Source organism: Cognatundibacterium squillarum, assembly GCF_014652435.1.
Classification (GTDB): Bacteria; Pseudomonadota; Gammaproteobacteria; order Burkholderiales; family Burkholderiaceae_D; genus Undibacterium; species Undibacterium squillarum.
In genome coordinates, this window is the sequence record NZ_BMYU01000001.1 from 45710 (window position 1) to 61284 (window position 15575).

At 53.3% G+C, this 15575-nt stretch carries 9 protein-coding genes; 6 read left to right on the forward strand and 3 right to left on the reverse strand.

The genetic code is table 11. The features are described 5' to 3' along the window. Positions 1–48: 48 nt before the first annotated feature. The 4 genes from IE092_RS00210 to IE092_RS00225 all read left to right on the forward strand — a co-directional run bounded on the left by IE092_RS00210 (position 49) and on the right by IE092_RS00225 (position 4634). Positions 49–1440: an MBOAT family O-acyltransferase gene (locus tag IE092_RS00210; RefSeq protein ID WP_189355010.1), complete on the forward strand. Its 1392-nt coding sequence runs from the start codon at positions 49–51 to the stop codon at positions 1438–1440. Positions 1441–1473: 33 nt separating this feature from the next. Beyond that, entirely contained in the window at positions 1474–2709 is a 1236-nt protein-coding gene (locus IE092_RS00215; protein ID WP_189355011.1) for an SGNH/GDSL hydrolase family protein, read from the forward strand. Between the two features lie 10 nt (positions 2710–2719). After that, on the forward strand, positions 2720–3925 hold the full coding sequence (locus IE092_RS00220) for an SGNH/GDSL hydrolase family protein (protein WP_189355012.1): 1206 nt from the start codon (positions 2720–2722) through the stop codon (positions 3923–3925). Between the two features lie 100 nt (positions 3926–4025). Beyond that, positions 4026–4634, forward strand: a complete 609-nt coding sequence (locus IE092_RS00225; RefSeq protein WP_189355013.1) for a hypothetical protein — start codon at positions 4026–4028, stop codon at positions 4632–4634. Between the two features lie 264 nt (positions 4635–4898). Here IE092_RS00225 and IE092_RS00230 read toward each other — a convergent pair whose 3' ends face one another. Further along, positions 4899–5711, reverse strand: coding sequence for a DUF817 domain-containing protein (locus IE092_RS00230; RefSeq protein ID WP_373295310.1), 813 nt, complete (start codon positions 5709–5711; stop codon positions 4899–4901). A gap of 534 nt (positions 5712–6245) precedes the next feature. Here IE092_RS00230 and rdrA point away from each other — a divergent pair. Together rdrA and rdrB are read left to right on the forward strand one after the other, a co-directional pair. Continuing rightward, positions 6246–8768: an antiviral RADAR system adenosine triphosphatase RdrA gene (gene rdrA / locus IE092_RS00235; RefSeq protein WP_189355015.1), complete on the forward strand. Its 2523-nt coding sequence runs from the start codon at positions 6246–6248 to the stop codon at positions 8766–8768. Positions 8769–8830: 62 nt separating this feature from the next. After that, positions 8831–11533 carry an antiviral RADAR system adenosine deaminase RdrB gene (gene rdrB / locus IE092_RS00240; protein ID WP_229792951.1) on the forward strand — a complete coding sequence of 901 codons (2703 nt, stop codon included), beginning with the start codon at positions 8831–8833 and terminating at the stop codon, positions 11531–11533. 296 nt (positions 11534–11829) lie between these two features. Here the strand turns inward: rdrB and IE092_RS00245 are convergent, their stop codons facing one another. Together IE092_RS00245 and IE092_RS00250 are read right to left on the reverse strand one after the other, a co-directional pair. Continuing rightward, positions 11830–14508, reverse strand: a complete 2679-nt coding sequence (locus IE092_RS00245) for a bifunctional acetate--CoA ligase family protein/GNAT family N-acetyltransferase (RefSeq protein ID WP_189355017.1) — start codon at positions 14506–14508, stop codon at positions 11830–11832. A 64-nt stretch (positions 14509–14572) separates the two neighbouring features. Continuing rightward, positions 14573–15508, reverse strand: coding sequence for a histone deacetylase family protein (locus IE092_RS00250; RefSeq protein ID WP_189355018.1), 936 nt, complete (start codon positions 15506–15508; stop codon positions 14573–14575). Positions 15509–15575 lie beyond the last annotated feature (67 nt).

The window sequence follows — 15575 nt, forward strand, 5'->3', positions numbered from 1 at the left end:
TTTGTTGCTGCAGTTTTCTTCAGCGCCATCCTCGTTCCGATTTGAAGTATGAGTTATTTGTCCCCTGAGTTTGCGCTGGTATTTCTGGGTTTTCTGATCCTTTACTGGGGGCTGGTACGATGGCCCCGCGCACAAAAGCTGAGTCTGCTGACAGCCAGCTACGCCATTTACGCGTCCATCGACTGGCGCTTCGCCGCAATTCTGGCGGTTTTTTCGACGATACTGACTGGCCTGATGGCCCTGAGCGCGCAGCGGACCGCATGGCGCCGCGGCATTTGCGGCACTGGCGTGGTGCTTGCGGTGGCGAATCTGGCAGTCTTTAAATACTACGACTTTTTCCGCGAAGGGATTCAGCAACTGGCGGCCGGAGCAGGGCTGCACTGGGCTTTCCCTGCGCTGGATATTCTGCTGCCGGTAGGGATTTCGTTTTATACCTTTCAGGCGATTGCCTATCTGGTATCGGTTGCGAAAGGGCAGTGCGAACCGGCACGGGCAGAAGAAAGTGCTTTATATCTGGCATTCTTTCCAACCTTATTCGCCGGGCCGATTTGCCGTGCCGATAATTTGCTGACCCAGATTCGCGATACCGCGCAGAAAACCATCCTCGCGCCGGACCTTGCTGTGTATTTGCTGTTATCGGCGCTGGTGAAAAAAGTCTGGATTGCCACCTGGGTGGCAGAAAACTGGGTCAATCCTTTATTCGCTAATCCGGACAGCTATCAGGGAATCGAATTAATCGTCGGCATGTATGCATTTGCAATTCAGATTTTTCTGGATTTCAGCGGTTATTCCGATCTGGTGATTGCGCTGGCGCTGTTGCTCGGCTACCAGTTGCCGCAAAACTTTGATCAGCCGTATCTGGCGCGTAATCTGCGTGATTTCTGGCGCCGCTGGCATATTTCTCTGTCCAGCTGGATCCGTGATTTTGTTTACATTCCGCTCGGCGGCAACCGCCACGGCTGGCTGCGTTCGCAGGTCAATATCTTTACTGCGATGCTGATCAGTGGTTTGTGGCACGGTGCTAGCCTGAAATACCTGATCTGGGGCGGCATGCATGGCCTCGGAATGGTGGCACAAAATACGCTGGAAAAAGTTACCCGCCGTACGCCGTCCGGCTGGATCAGCGCCGTGCTGAGTTTTCATGCCGTATGTTTTGCGTGGGTGTATTTCCGCGCTGACAGTTTTCAGGATGCGAACCACTTTATTGCCGGCATGCTGCGTACGGATGGTCCGGTGACGCTGAACGTGCTGGCTGCGCTGGTGGCGCTGGGCATGTTTTTTGTGATTTCTGTGTATGCACGCCGTATGCAGGAATTGCTGGTGCGCGGGCTGGCGGCAACGCCATTACTGATCAAGCCGCTTTTGCTGGCGGCTGTGGTACTGGTGCTGCACTTGCTCGGACCTTCCGGCGTACCGGCATTTTTGTATTACTCTTACTGATTTTTTGCGCTGAACTTAACAACAAGATTGTCTGTGCTGGTGAACAACATGTATCTTGGCGAACGCTCTGAAGAAGAAACAAGCTATAACGGATTACCCGGTACGCTGGCTGTGCTGGCGGCAACGGTCGGGCTGGTGTTCTGGTGTCGTGCCGATGCATTTCATGAATACTGGCAGCAAACCCGCCATCAGGATTCCGGCCTCGGTGCGCTGAATGCGCAAAGCTGGTGGGCCAGCGGTGCAAAGCTCAGCCACACGCTGGAAGGCATGCTGACCGTACCTGCCGAATGGCAGAGTGAAACCCGCGACCGCATGATTACGGCGGTCAACGTCCTGATGCTGGGCAAAGATGAAGCGCTGGCCGGTGAAAAATCCCAGCCGGAACCGGTGGCAATGGCAACGGCAGCGCAACTCAAGCTGCATTCTGATGCGATCCATGCGCCGAAATCTGCGCGCAGCAGTAAAGTTGCTGCTTCCGGCGAAACCGCGAAAAAGCTCAGCGCACCGGAAGTCATCGCTGCATCCGGTGTCGCCAGCACGCCTGCAACAGAAACCAGCGCCAGCCAGCCGGCGGTGACGGAAAGCAATGAAGTCCGTCACTTTGTGAAACTGGGCTCGGACGGACGACTGGTGCTGAATGAAAACGACCGCGTATTGCTGGTCGGCGATTCTATGATGCAGGGCGTTGCACCGCATCTGGCCAAAGCCTTGCAGAAAGCCCACGTCAAAGCGATTGACGCCAGCAAGCAGAGTACCGGCTTAACCTATCCGACTTACTTTGACTGGCCGGAAAAAATCCGCGAACTGATTCCGAAAGAAAAAATCAGTGTGCTGGTGGTGATGATGGGTGCAAACGATACCTGGGATATGGTGCTGGCTGGTAAATACGAACGCTTCGGTTCCGAGCGCTGGCGCAGCATTTATGCGCAGCGCGTGGCCAGTATTCTGCAGTTTGCGCATTCGCAGCACGTGCGTGTGATCTGGCTGGGTGCGCCGAACATGGGCAAAGAAAAAGTGAATAACGGCGTCCGGTTGCTGAATCAGTTATATGCATCAGCCATGACGGACGGCATTTCCCGCTTTGTATCCACCCGCGAAGCATTGAGTGATAATGCCGATGTTTACCAGCGGTATATCACCAAAGAAGATGGCACCAGTGTGGTGGTGCGCAGTGAAGACGGTATCCATTTCACCCGCGACGGTCACAAAATCCTGACTCAATTAGTGCTGAAGCAGCTGGTGTTGCCGACGCCGCAACCCCAGTCCTGATATGCGTAGTATGTTGAAACAAACCCTGCCGCTGCTGTTATGCGGCAGTGTGCTCGCTGCCAGCCCCGCGCAGGCAGCGAATGTCGTCGATTACGGCGATCCGAATGCGCCGCGTTTATGGCGGCAACTGGCGGCGCTGGAACGGCACGAGAGCAGGGAAGTGGTACGCATTCTGCAGCTTGGCGATTCGCATACGGCCGGTGATTATTTCACTCAGGCTTACCGCAGCCGTCTGCAACAACGCTTCGGCAACAGCGGCCCGGGCTGGATTACTCCCGGTTACGTCAAAAATCAGCGCTCCGCCCAGTTTCTGATGAAAATGAGCGGCGACTGGAATATGCGCATCAGTCGCGGCAATCCTGAGAACCTGCCCGTCGGCGGCATCGGAAACTTACCGGCACCCGGCGCACAGGCAGAACTGGTGCCGAAATTCCCGCTGAATGGCATGTATAAAATCTCGGTCTGGTCACGTAAAGTGAATGATCAACCGGTATCGCCGTGGAAACTGACACTGCCGAACGGGGACGTACGCGAACTCTCGCCGCCGATCAGCGCAGACTGGCAAATGTCCTATGTGATCGGCAACGGCAATGATCTGAACAGCTTTTATCTGAAAGCGCAGGACAACCCCGCAGAACTGGGTGGCATTGCGATTGATGCGCTGAACCCCGGTGTCACGGTCGATGCGCTCGGCATCGTCGGCGCGATGCAGCGCGTGACACTGCGCTGGCAGCAGGAAGCCGTCAGCGATCAGTTACGCTGGCGTCAGCCGGATTTAATTGTGCTGGCTTACGGCACCAATGAAGCCTTCGATCCGAAGCCGGACTGGGATGCCTATTATCAGGATCTCAAAAACTCGATCCGCCTGCTGCGCCAGAAAGCGCCATCCGCCGCGATTCTGATGATCGGTGCACCGGACTCCGCACGCCGCAACGGCCCCGGTGATTACGTTGGCTGCCGCTTCCGTCAGCCCAGCGGCCTGAACCATGTCAAAACAATACAGCGGCAAGTGGCGATCGAAGAAAAAATCCTGTTCTGGGACTGGATGGCAGCCATGGGCGGCACTTGCGCGATTCAGCGCTATGCCAGCGCCACGCCACCGCTGGCAGGGCAAGACCTGATCCATTTCACGCAGGATGGCTATGAAATGAATGGTGAAGCGTTTTACGAAGCGCTGATTCAGGCCTATCAGCGCGGACGGCAGGGCAAGGGATAAATTTTCCGGGTAACCCTGTGTTGCCGCCGGAATTTGCCGTAAATGCCAGTATCAGTCCCTGTTTGCAGCATGGCAGGCGGGGCGCAGACAAGGAGCAGATATGGCAATTTCCGGAGTGGGCAGCGATTCCCTGAGTTCCTTACTCGGCAACCTCGCTCCCGTCGTCAAATCCACGCAAACCAGCGGCACCGCCAGCACGGTAAATTCTTCAGCATCTTCTGCCAGCACACCGGCCAGTAACACCGGCACGCTGCAGGACAAATCCGTGATGGCGGCGGCGCTGATGCAATCCCTGCAGCAATTCAGCGCGGGCAGCAGTATCAGCAGCCTGTTCTCTGATACCGAAGACAGCCAGAGCAGCGGCAATCAGTTCTTAAGCCAGTTATACGCCGCAATGCCCGAAGTCGAAGGTATGCCATCCGGCAAAACCGGCGGCGCAAACGTCTATGCCAAGCCCGCCCAACTGAATACCAGCAGCCCTACCTATCCGCTGCAGCAAGGCATACAAAAACTGATTTCGCAGTTAGAGCAGGGCAGCGGCGATCAGGCCAACTCCTTGCTGAGCAACCTGCAATCCTCGTTTAACACCCTGATCAAAGCCAGCGGCGGCAACCCGCAGCAAGGTGATTTGCAATCCTTCCTGAAACTGGTCGCCACACAAGTGCAGGGCAGCTTATCCGTCGGCAGCCTGTTCTCCGCCAGCGCCTGAGTTTCACCTAAGCATTTCTGAACGCTGAATCCCGTCAAAACCAAGCCGGTGCCGTAAAAACGCACCGGCTTGGTTTTTTTAAGGGTAGGGACGAGGCCTCTGGTAAGCATCTGCCACAGTTCACAAAGCCGTTGAAACGCCATTTTGAAGACCAAATGCGGACTTCAGCACAGCAATCCGGCGGTCGTCGGCAGAAAGTCTGGCTGTCCGGAAATGCCAGATGCGGAGTTCTGCATAACAGCAGTGCCGGACGACTGAGCGGGCTTACTCCGCCACATGCACATGCTGCTTGATGTGTTTCAGATTCGCGATCAGCGTAAAACTCATGATCACCAGCAGCGACCATGAACTCCATTTGCCCAGATGCACGGTAGACCACGCGCCGATCTGATTCGGATAGCGCCAGATGCCGAACAGCGTGCCGATGTTTTCCGCCAGCCAGATAAAAAAGCCGATCAGAATGAAACTCAGCAGCAAAGGCATGCGCCGGTCAGTATCCAGCGGACGGAAAATGACGGTTGAACGGGCATACAGACCCAGTGCACAGGCCGCCAGATACCAGCGATAGTCACCCAGAAAATGGTGCGTGAAAAAATTCAGATACATCAGCACCGCAATCAGTCCGGCCATCCAGTACGGTGGATGATGGCGTATGCGCAAATCAAACAAACGCCATGCCTGAATAATGTAACTGCCCACCGCAGCGTACATAAAGCCGCTGAACAGTGGAACACCCCAGAGTTTTGTCAGCCCCGGCTCAGGATACGCCCACGACTGAATCTTACCCGACACCTTAAACACTTCCAGTGCAAATCCCAGAACGTGAAACAGGCTGATCGCCTTCAGCTCATCCAGCGTTTCCAGCTTGCTCCACACCATCCCCGCCTGAATCGCCAGCGCCAGTATCAGCAACACATCGTAACGCGCCACACCCAGCACACCGGCGCGCGGCACCAGCAATACCGAGGCGAAAAACAAACCCACAAACAAACAGGAGCGTGCTTCTTTCAAACCAAAAAACCAGAACTCCCGCCAAAACCGCTGCCAGCCTGCCAGTTGACGGGGACGGGAATTCATCAGAAACGCATCAATACGGGCCAGTGACATGCAAAAGACTTTCACAAAACGATGATAGGAAATGCAATCGTTAAATCGCAAGCAAGCGATTCTACGCAGACCATCACCGCAACAGCAATTTAGCGGCACTGGACGGCAGAGGTCGCAGCGGAGCGCAGCCAGCCCGTCAGCAGGCATTTTCAGCCCCAAATGCGGTGTTCAGCACAGCCATCCGGCTGTCGTCGGCAAAAAGTCTGGGGCTTTGGAAATGGCAGATGCTGAGTTCTGCACAATAGGTGTGATTGTTGGCTGGCATGAAAATAGCCTGCTAAAGAGGCGTGGTGCCTCATGAACCATTGAGCATTTTCTTTAGTTTGGAACGAAGCAGGGCACCAGTGGAAAGCTCGTTTGTCGAGAAGAAAAGCAACATAACCGGAAATGTTCTATGCATTTCTTAAGGTGTCAAATGGTATAAAAATGCCATGCACATATGCCATGATATGATTATTGCCATTTCCATTAATAAACTTTCTGACCATTCGTCAAGCGCCGATCATGACCCAGAACAAGCGATACATTCCCATTGATGCTGTTGAAAGTGCTGTATTACCCGATGCCAATACGCTACTGCCAATCAAAGTATATGAGCAGCTGGCACAAAGGATCGGTGAAGCCGTGAAAAAAGCGGAAGCAGCGAAAGGTAAATCGCTGAACCAGTTGCGCGAACACAATGCCATTTCCATTGACGGTGCGCGTGGTACTGGTAAGACGGCGGTACTGGTCAATCTGAAGAGTTATCTGAATACGGATAAGCACAAGGATATTCTGAGCAAAGTCCATATTTTTGATCCGGTAGATCCTACTTTGTTAGAAAACGGCGAATCCTTATTTCTGCATATCATTGTTGCTGCTGTGCTGCATGACAATGAAGTGAAAGAAGCGCAAAGAAAAGACCCCAACAAAGCCCGTCACCTGAACCAGACTCTGGAAAAGCTCGTCCATTCTCTGGAATCGGTCGAGACTCAGCATGAGCGTCACGGCATGGACAAGGTACGTGCCATGTACAGCAATAAGCAACTGGCGGACTGCGTGCAGGATTTTTTCCGCGAAGTGCTGGGATTGTTGGGCAAACAATTGCTGATTCTGCCAATTGACGATGTTGATACCTCGTTAAACCGCGCCTTTGAAAACCTCGAAATCGTACGCCGTTATCTGGCCACGCCTTATGTTTTACCTATCGTTTGCGGTGACCGTTCACTATACGACGAAATTACCTGGCGCGATTTTCATGGGCGACTGACGAAAGATTCCAGTCATAAGTCAGATAATGCTTACGATCGCGCTGTCGAGTTGGCAGAAGAATATCAGCGAAAAATTCTGCCGTTTCCTCGTCGCTTAACCATGCCGGAAGTAAATAGCTATTGGCAACAAAGCGATATTTTTTTACGCGATGGGCAACAAGCGGAATTAATGCCGCTGCGGAATTTCATAGCCTGGCTCGAAATTTTTCTGGTCGGGCCGGTGAATGGGTTGGAAGGAAGTCGTTTGCCACTGCCGATTCCGTCTATTCGCGCTTTAACCCAGCTCTTGCAGCATTGCCGGGAATTCATTCCTCAATTACCAGACACAATCCGTTCTGCGAAAAGCGAACTGGAGGTTCGCAAGCACTGGCCGTGTTTGCTTTCTGATGGTGAAGCTTCGGGCAAAAATGCTACTGCGGAGCAGTTGGCAAAATATTTTTGTTTTGAGCCTAAGGCCGGCGCAGCTTATCTGATACTACTTGCCAAACAGCACTGGCAGGACTGGTCGGATCGGTCTTTGCTGCGGCCTAGTATTCTGGACACACCTTTGTTCGATCCATTTGCACATGCTGAGGCGAGATTTGAGTTATTCGATAGGGAAGATGACCTTTCAGCTTGGCCGATTTTATTAAATGGACGCTTGCCGGAAGAATGGCTGTTTGGTATCCGATCACAAGTAACCATGTTGCCGTATCCGGTGGCGGAAATTGGCGTCAATACAAGCAAGGGTTGGAAGTACACCGATGAAATTCATCGTCTTTCGATTCAAGATCTGACGGAAGATCGTAAAAATAAGGCGAGATTTTTGATTGCGCTGCTGACACAACGCAACTTTTACACCAACGCGAAACAAACCATGCTGCTGAATATTGGTCGCATTTTCGAATTGCTGATGGCCAGTATTGTCGGTCGGATAAGTGAGGATGATATTTATGCGATCATGGGACGTGCACCATTCTTTTCTGCTGCGGCACTGGCGCCGACCAAAACCATCACGATTGATGATAGGGATAAAACTACTAACGCTGCAGATGAAGACTTAGAGCAAAAGTATGAAGCTATTCCGGACTCAGTTATACCTGAAATAGTCCAGACACTGTGTCGTGATATTAATAAGTGGTACGACAGTCATCATGTTAGCGAATTGGAGTTGTCTCCTTGGTTGGTTTACAAGGTATTCAATAAAGTATTTAGCCAGGTAGCAAGTAATAAAATAGACCCGAACGGTATGAAGGATATTGGAACGGCATTGAATACTGCTGCGTATGCGTTCTATTCAACCTGGTTTGCCTTTGGTAGTTTTGAAAAGGGGGAATTGTTTGGCTTAGAAAATGTGGTAGCTACAACCAACATCCATCCTGAAAATCTTAAAAATTATACAGGTAATGACCAGTTTAATATCAATGTCAAACCAATATTGGATGCATTTAATAGAAATAGTTCACTTAGGGCAGTGAGTATCGTGCTGGCAGAGCACCCGCTGAAGAAGTGGATTGATGAAGTAATTAAGTTAAATTGGCCAAAGAAAGATTCTCTTCCAAATAATAAGATTTTAAATAAACCAATCAAAGATACTTCAAAAGTTTGGTTGTGCAAGACATTAAATATTAGCCCGGTTCCAGCAAGATTGTCACAAACACGAATTGAAAAAGCTTTAGAGCATAAAAATTTGGATGAATGCCGCGAATTACTGCATTCAGGAATAAAGATTTATACTGATGGCGATGATGTGATTATTACTCTTAGACATGCAATTCAAAATCACTTGGCTAGGTGATCTGAATGCTTCATCGGACTTTGACTGAACATGCCGCCGAGTGCTTCTTCGGCGATGAAAAGTTGGCAGTATGGCTTTGGAACGAATTGCTAAAGCCAGTTGATGCGCTGGAGTCAGATCGCTGGCATCAGCTGCAAGAGAATTTCTACCATTTGCTGGTGGAAGGCATCGAAGCGCGTTATCCGCGTGAACACCGGCTGACGGATGTTCGGCAATTGATGGGGCGCATGCTTGATGGGGATCTGCTGCTGACACCGGCACTGCCGTGGCTGGACGAGCTGCAGCAACGGCTCATGCAACGCAATGGTGATTTGCTGTGCTACCGCGAAGGGGAAGTACGGGCATATGTGCGCCTGGCGGCGGGGATGGATCCGACGCTACTGGCGGGATGGCATTTCGCAAGCTGGTTAGCGGAAATTTCACACCCTAAAGTCAATGACATTCGTCGCATTGTGTCGGCGCAAACGGCTTTCTTCGCGCCGCCGGGCAACCCGTCATTTCCATTTGCCGAGGGGCATGTGCATTTCTGGGGTGTTACTGCGGATAGTGCGATTCTTGATGAGTTTCTTCTGTCCGATGGCGCCTTGTCTCTTAAAGAAAAGGCGGGTTTGTGGCAGCGCGAACAACATGATGGTCTGCAGATTTTATTGCAACGTGCGCGGCAATTGCTGGTGCTGCTGTTAGAGCCTCGAGAGCAGCACTGTATCTCACATGGTACGCAAAGTGTCTGGCCGTCGCATTCGGCGAGTTGGCCGCAGCATCTTGCGCGTCTTACGCTTGCCACACATGACCCCTGTCGTCACCCAGAGTGGGATTTGCTGGCCAGCCGCCTGTCTGCCGCGAACACTGGCAGCGCTGATTGGCTGCTTGGCGAGTTTGCTCAGGCGATGAGTCGTGGTGACGCCAATCGCTGGCTGTGGCTGTATATCTATCTGTGTGCGTGCTACAGCGATGCAGAGACACATCCGTTGCAACGTGCGGCGATTTTGTGCTTTTGGCAGACAGTCAATCAGCTGCGTCGCAGCCTGATCATGGATGGGCAAGGTCTTACACGCTTTGCGGAGCGGTATTTCGGCTCGGCAATGCATCGTAAGTCAAAACGGCATGATAATTTTCGGCGTCTCTGGTCTTCCAACGCTGATGTAGCAGAAATTAAGTCTGGGCCAGATGCATTTTCCGGAGAATTTACGCGCTCATTTACCAGGGGAATGACAAAAACAGCGGAATTGAGCCAACCAAAACCACCGTACGTTTTTGGCGAGCATGAAATTAAGCTCGACAGTAAAGCGTTGAGCTACTTACAGAATCTGGAGCGATGGCAGTTCTGTGGCCATTTCTCCCGTTCACAACCTCATAAGCAAAACCAACGTCCCAAGGCTGAAAGCAATCAGCTGTGGAAAGATGCTGAAAAACTGATGTGTAACCTGCAAAGTCGGTCTGGCTGGAACACATCAGAATTTCTGGGCGGTAAACTGAACCCGAATTTTCATTTTCAGCCTGCCAGATGGTTTCGCGGGCTGGATGTGGCGGGCGATGAAAATGCACTGAAAATCGAATGGTTTGCGCCGGTACTGCGCTGGTTGCGCTGTGGCTTTAAGTCACGGCCGGATGGTGAGCGCGCCAGTACGGGTTTTCATCTGAGCATTCATGCCGGTGAGGACTACGCGCATCCTGCATCGGGTATGCGCCATATTGACGAGACCGTACGTTTTTGCGAAATGCGCGAAGGTGACCGGCTGGGCCATGCACTGGCGCTGGGTATTGAGCCGAAACAATGGGCAGCAAGGCAGGGGGAGATGGTGCTGCCGCTGGATGAGCATCTGGATAATCTGGTGTGGTTGTGGCATCACGCAGGCGTATTGAGTGGTGTTTTGCCGCTGGCGCAGCAGGTTTTGCCCTTGTTAGAGCGCCGCATTGTGCGCTTCTGGCGGTTGTCACAATGGTGGCAACCAAGCGATTTGATGGCGGGCGTTGCTGCAAATCCGCAGCCAGATTCCAATTTGTCTGAGGGGTTCGAGACTTCGCCCTTGTGCCACGCAAGGCCGGACGATTTGTATCAGGCATGGTGGCTGCGGCGTAATTGTTACTATCGACTGAATCAAGTTCAAGATAGCTGGCAAATCACTGCGCAAGAACAGTGCGCCTTACCTGATCATCAAGAATTAAGCGAGCGCCGTACGCTGGCAAGTAAGCTGTATCAGGCACGTCATACTTGGCTTGCGGCGCTGAAGGAGGCGCCGATGGTTATTGTGCGAATGGGCGATGAAGCAGCAGCGCATGGTGGATTCCATTCAAAGGCTGGCGCCAGAGCAGGCCTCGGAAGTCGCAAAGACATACTGGAAGATGTTGATACACCGGCCGAGCTGGATTTCATGTATGCACTGCAAGACTGGTTACTTACCGAGTACGATAAGCTGGGTCTGATCATTGAGGCGAATCCGACATCCAATGTGTATATTGCCCGACTGAAATCACACGCAGAGCATCCGATTTTTCGCTGGCATCCACCGGATGAATCAATACTCGACACCGGCGCTGCCGCCAATCTTTACGGGCTGCGCCGAGGGCCGGTTCGTGTATTGGTAAATACTGACGATCCCGGAATTATGCCGACCACACTGCTTACGGAGTTCTTGCTGCTACGCGAAGCTGCGCTGGAGCAGAAGGTCGGTCGCACCGTTGCAGAACGCTGGCTGGAGACTTTGCGTCAGTACGGAATCGAGCAGTTTCATCGCAATCATTTGCCGGTGTTTGAACCGGTTTGAGGTGGGAATTCGCTGGGGCTGAATAGGCGGTGTTTTGGAGGCTGTTAATTTGCCTCGCAACGTGCTTTTTTTACCCCAAATGCGCTGTTCAGCATAGCCATCCTGTGGTCGTCGGCAGAAAGTCTGGTTCTCTGGAAATGGCGGATGCGGAGTTCTGCATAACAAGCGTGGATAATAGTGAATGTGGAGCGGTCATAAAAAAGCGCGTCACCTGTGATCAGGGTGACGCGCTTTTTTGTTGATGCCAGCAATGGCGGAAGGCGGGTGTAACTGCGCTCCGTGAACAGAGCGCAGGGTTACAGGGGTTTCACGCAGAGTTTGAAGTCTTCGTCTTCTTCGTATTTCATCACCTGAAATTCGAGGCTGCGCATCAGTTTCAGCATGCTGCTGTTTTTGGTCAGCACCAGTCCTTCGATTTTTTGCAGGCCGCGCTGGCTGGCGACGTCGATGATGGATCGCATCATGCGGGAGCCAAGGCCTTGTCCGCTGAATTCGTCGGCGATCAGCAGAGAAAATTCGCAGGTGGTTTTGTCGGGGTTGGTCACGTAGCGCGAGACGCCGATGATTTTTTCGGTTTCGGTGAAGCCGCCTTCCTGATCCGGTTTGCGTTCGCGGTAGACCGCCACCAGCGCCATTTCGCGGTCGTAGTCGATCAGCGTGAATTTGGCCAGCATGCGGTCAGACAATTCTTTAATCGACGATACAAAGCGGAAATAGCGGCTTTCTTCCGACAGGCCGCGTACCAGCGCCTGCAGCATGTCTGCATCATGCGGATGCAAGGGACGCACCAGATAGTGCGAACCGTCGCGCAGCGGGTATTCCATTTCGCTGCCGGCGGGGTAGGGCGAAATCGCCAGATGTTCGTAATTGCCGGGTTTCAGGGTGACGTTTTCCACCACAATGCGTGCATCCACCACAATCGCGCCTGCGGAATCGACGATGACCGGATTGATATCCATTTCTTTCAGTTGCGGCAGCGCGCACACCATTTCCGACACGCGCAGCAGAATTTGTTCGATGGATTCGCGGTGTACCGGCGCATAACCGCGCCACGCATCGAGTATGTGCGAAGAGCGCACGCGCTGGATCAGACGGTGGGCTAAGAACTGGTTCAGCGGGGGCAGTTCCAGACTGCGGTCCGCGATCAGCTCAATCATGATGCCGCCGATACCGAAGGAAATCACGGGGCCGAATAATTCATCACTAGTGACGCCGATAAACAGTTCGCGGCCTTCGGTTTTGCCGGCCATGTTTTGTATCGTGACGCCATTGATACGCGCATCCGGACGCAGTTTGCTGACACGCGCCATCATGGTTTGCCAGGTTTCGCGCACCGCTGCCGCATTGGCGACATTCAGTGCCACGCCTTGTACATCGGATTTATGGCTGATCTCTGCGGAGTCAATTTTTAACGCGACCGGATAACCAAGCTGATTAGCAACCAGCATTGCTTCATTGTTGCTGCGCGCGAGGATGGTTTTGGTCACCGGAATATGGAAGGCCGACAGCAGTGCTTTGGACTCCATTTCGGTCAGCACTTTGCGGCGTTCAGCCAGCACGCTTTCTATCAGTATCCTTGCGCCTTCAATATCCGGTTCTGCCAGTTGCGATAAGGAAGAGGGCACTTGCCGCAGCAATTGCTGGTTCTGATGGAACAGGGAAATGTGGTGGAAGGCATCGACAGCGGCTTCCGGTGTGCGGAAGCTCGGTACATTGGCTTTGTACAGAATGCGGCGCGCTTCAATCACGCGGTCGTCACCCATCCAGCAACTGATGATGGTTTTGCCGGCCAGCGCCTGTTCTTCTGCCAGTGCCTGCGCCACGGCAGAACTGTCTGCGCCCGGCGTGGGTGCGAGCATGACCAGTATGCCGTCGATCTCGCTGCATTGCGCGCAGGCTTTGATCGCGGCGCGGTAATGTTCTGCATTCGCATCCAGACCCAGATCGAGGATGGAATCAATCTTTGCAAGCGGCGACAATTGCGGTTTTAAGGTCCCAGCAGAGGCCGCTGGCAGACTTGCCAGCGATAAGCGCAATTCATTGACCGCATCTGCCGCCAGCACTGCAGGCCCGCCACCATTGGAAATAATCGCCAGACGACGACCCATCGGCAAATACGGCGAGGACAGACACTTAATCGCCGCAAACATTTGCACCATCGAACCCACACGTACCGCACCGGCACGCTGCAAGGCGGCATCAAAAATCGCATCGCTGCCCGCAATATTGCCGGAATGGGTGAGGGCGGCGCGGGAGCCGTCTTCTTCACGGCCGGATTTCAGTACGATCACCGGCTTCGCATTTGCCGCTGCGCGCAGAGAACTCATAAAGCGCCGCGCATGGCGTATGCTTTCCAGATACACGACAATGCTGCGCGTATCGCGGTCTTCCGCCAGAAAATCCAGCACCTGTGCGATATCGACCGCAGTATTGCTGCCCAGTGTAATCAGTGAAGAAAAACCGATGCCGCTTTTTTCTGCCCAGTCCAGCACGGAACTGGCGAGTGCACCGGATTGCGACACCACGGCGATATGGCCGGGGCGCGCCAGTTTGCCCATCACGCTGGCATTCAGTAAGGCTTTCGGACGCTGGAAACCCATGCTGTCCGGTCCCAGTAAATGAATCTGATGCTGTGCGGCAATCGCATACAAACACGCTGCCAGCGCTGCATCCACACCTTGCGATAACACGACTGCCGCCTTGCACTGTATGCGTCCGGCCACTTCAAGCGCATTCGCAATTTCATCATTCGGCAAGGCAATCAGCGCCAGATCGGCTTTCGATGCCGCCAGATCGCCCAGCGTGCCGGTCATGCTGCTGTCTAAAAAGCTGACCGGCCCCTGAAAGCCACCGCTTTCCAGATCTTTCAGTAACTGAGCCGCCAGATCATTCAGACTGTCCGGCTGCGCAGGATTGCCTGCAAAAACCACCAGCGAACGCGGTGAAAACAGATTAGAAAGATAGTGTTTGTCCATGATGTTCAGTGTTCTCAGTGAAGACTTCAGCAATGTCAGTGTGTTGCAGGCTTCAGGCAGGCAATCAGTCCGCGCCGATCAGCACTTTCACGTGCGCAGCGGCGCTGCGGCCCAGCGGCGATAATTCATAACCGCCTTCCAGACAGGAAACAATCCGGCCTTTTGCATGGCGGTTCGCCACGCCGACCAGTTCCCGCGTTACCCATTCAAAATCAGCTTCGGTTAAACCCAGATTGCCCATGTCATCTTCGCGATGACCGTCGAATCCGGCAGAAATAAACAGCAATTGCGGGCGGAATGCGTCCAGCGCCGGAATCCAGTGCTGGCTGACCGCTTCGCGGAAAGCTTTGCCGCCGGAACGCGAAGGCAGGCCGGTGTTCACCATATTCGCTGCCTTAGGCACGTCGCCGCAAAACGGATAGATGCCGCTTTCAAAACTGGAACACATTAACACGCGGGTATCACCGGCCAGAATATCCTCACTGCCGTTGCCGTGATGTACATCAAAGTCCACCAGCGCCACGCGCTCCAGCCCGTAAGTGTCCAGCGCATGCAGTATCGCCACTGCCACATTATTGAAGAAGCAGAAACCGCCAGCCGCAGCCCGTTCTGCATGGTGGCCGGGCGGTCGGATATTACAGAACGCCACCGGCGCCTTGCCGGTCGCCACCAGATCCGCTGCCATCACCGCCGCACCGGCAGCACGCAGGGCAGCGCGATAAGAATAGGCGTTGATGCGGGTATCAGGATCAATCTGCACATAGCCGTCTTCCGGCACATTCGCACCGGTCTCGGCAAACTGCTGCAGATAGTCTGCACTGTGCGCCCGTGCCAGCTGATCCTGCGTCGCCAGCGGCGGATCAAACGCATGCATATAGTCGAGCAAACCACGCATCAGCAACTGATCACTGACCGCACCCAGCCGCTCAGGACTCTCAGGATGCTGCGCCCCCATCTCATGCTTCAGACAATCCGCATGACTCAGATAAGCAGGTAACATAATTTTTATCAGATATTGGTCTCCGCTGATGATTATAGGGAGACAGGCTTATGGTTTGCTTACAAAT

What these genes read in the sequence shown, in the direction of transcription:
- IE092_RS00220 (WP_189355012.1), top strand. Translation starts at nt 2,720, where the DNA reads ATGTTGAAACAAACCCTGCCGCTGCTGTTATGCGGCAGTGTGCTCGCT.
- IE092_RS00210 (WP_189355010.1), top strand. Translation starts at nt 49, where the DNA reads ATGAGTTATTTGTCCCCTGAGTTTGCGCTGGTATTTCTGGGTTTTCTG.
- IE092_RS00225 (WP_189355013.1), top strand. Translation starts at nt 4,026, where the DNA reads ATGGCAATTTCCGGAGTGGGCAGCGATTCCCTGAGTTCCTTACTCGGC.
- rdrA (WP_189355015.1), top strand. Translation starts at nt 6,246, where the DNA reads ATGACCCAGAACAAGCGATACATTCCCATTGATGCTGTTGAAAGTGCT.
- IE092_RS00230 (WP_373295310.1), bottom strand. Translation starts at nt 5,711, where the DNA reads ATGAATTCCCGTCCCCGTCAACTGGCAGGCTGGCAGCGGTTTTGGCGG.
- IE092_RS00245 (WP_189355017.1), bottom strand. Translation starts at nt 14,508, where the DNA reads ATGGACAAACACTATCTTTCTAATCTGTTTTCACCGCGTTCGCTGGTG.
- IE092_RS00250 (WP_189355018.1), bottom strand. Translation starts at nt 15,508, where the DNA reads ATGTTACCTGCTTATCTGAGTCATGCGGATTGTCTGAAGCATGAGATG.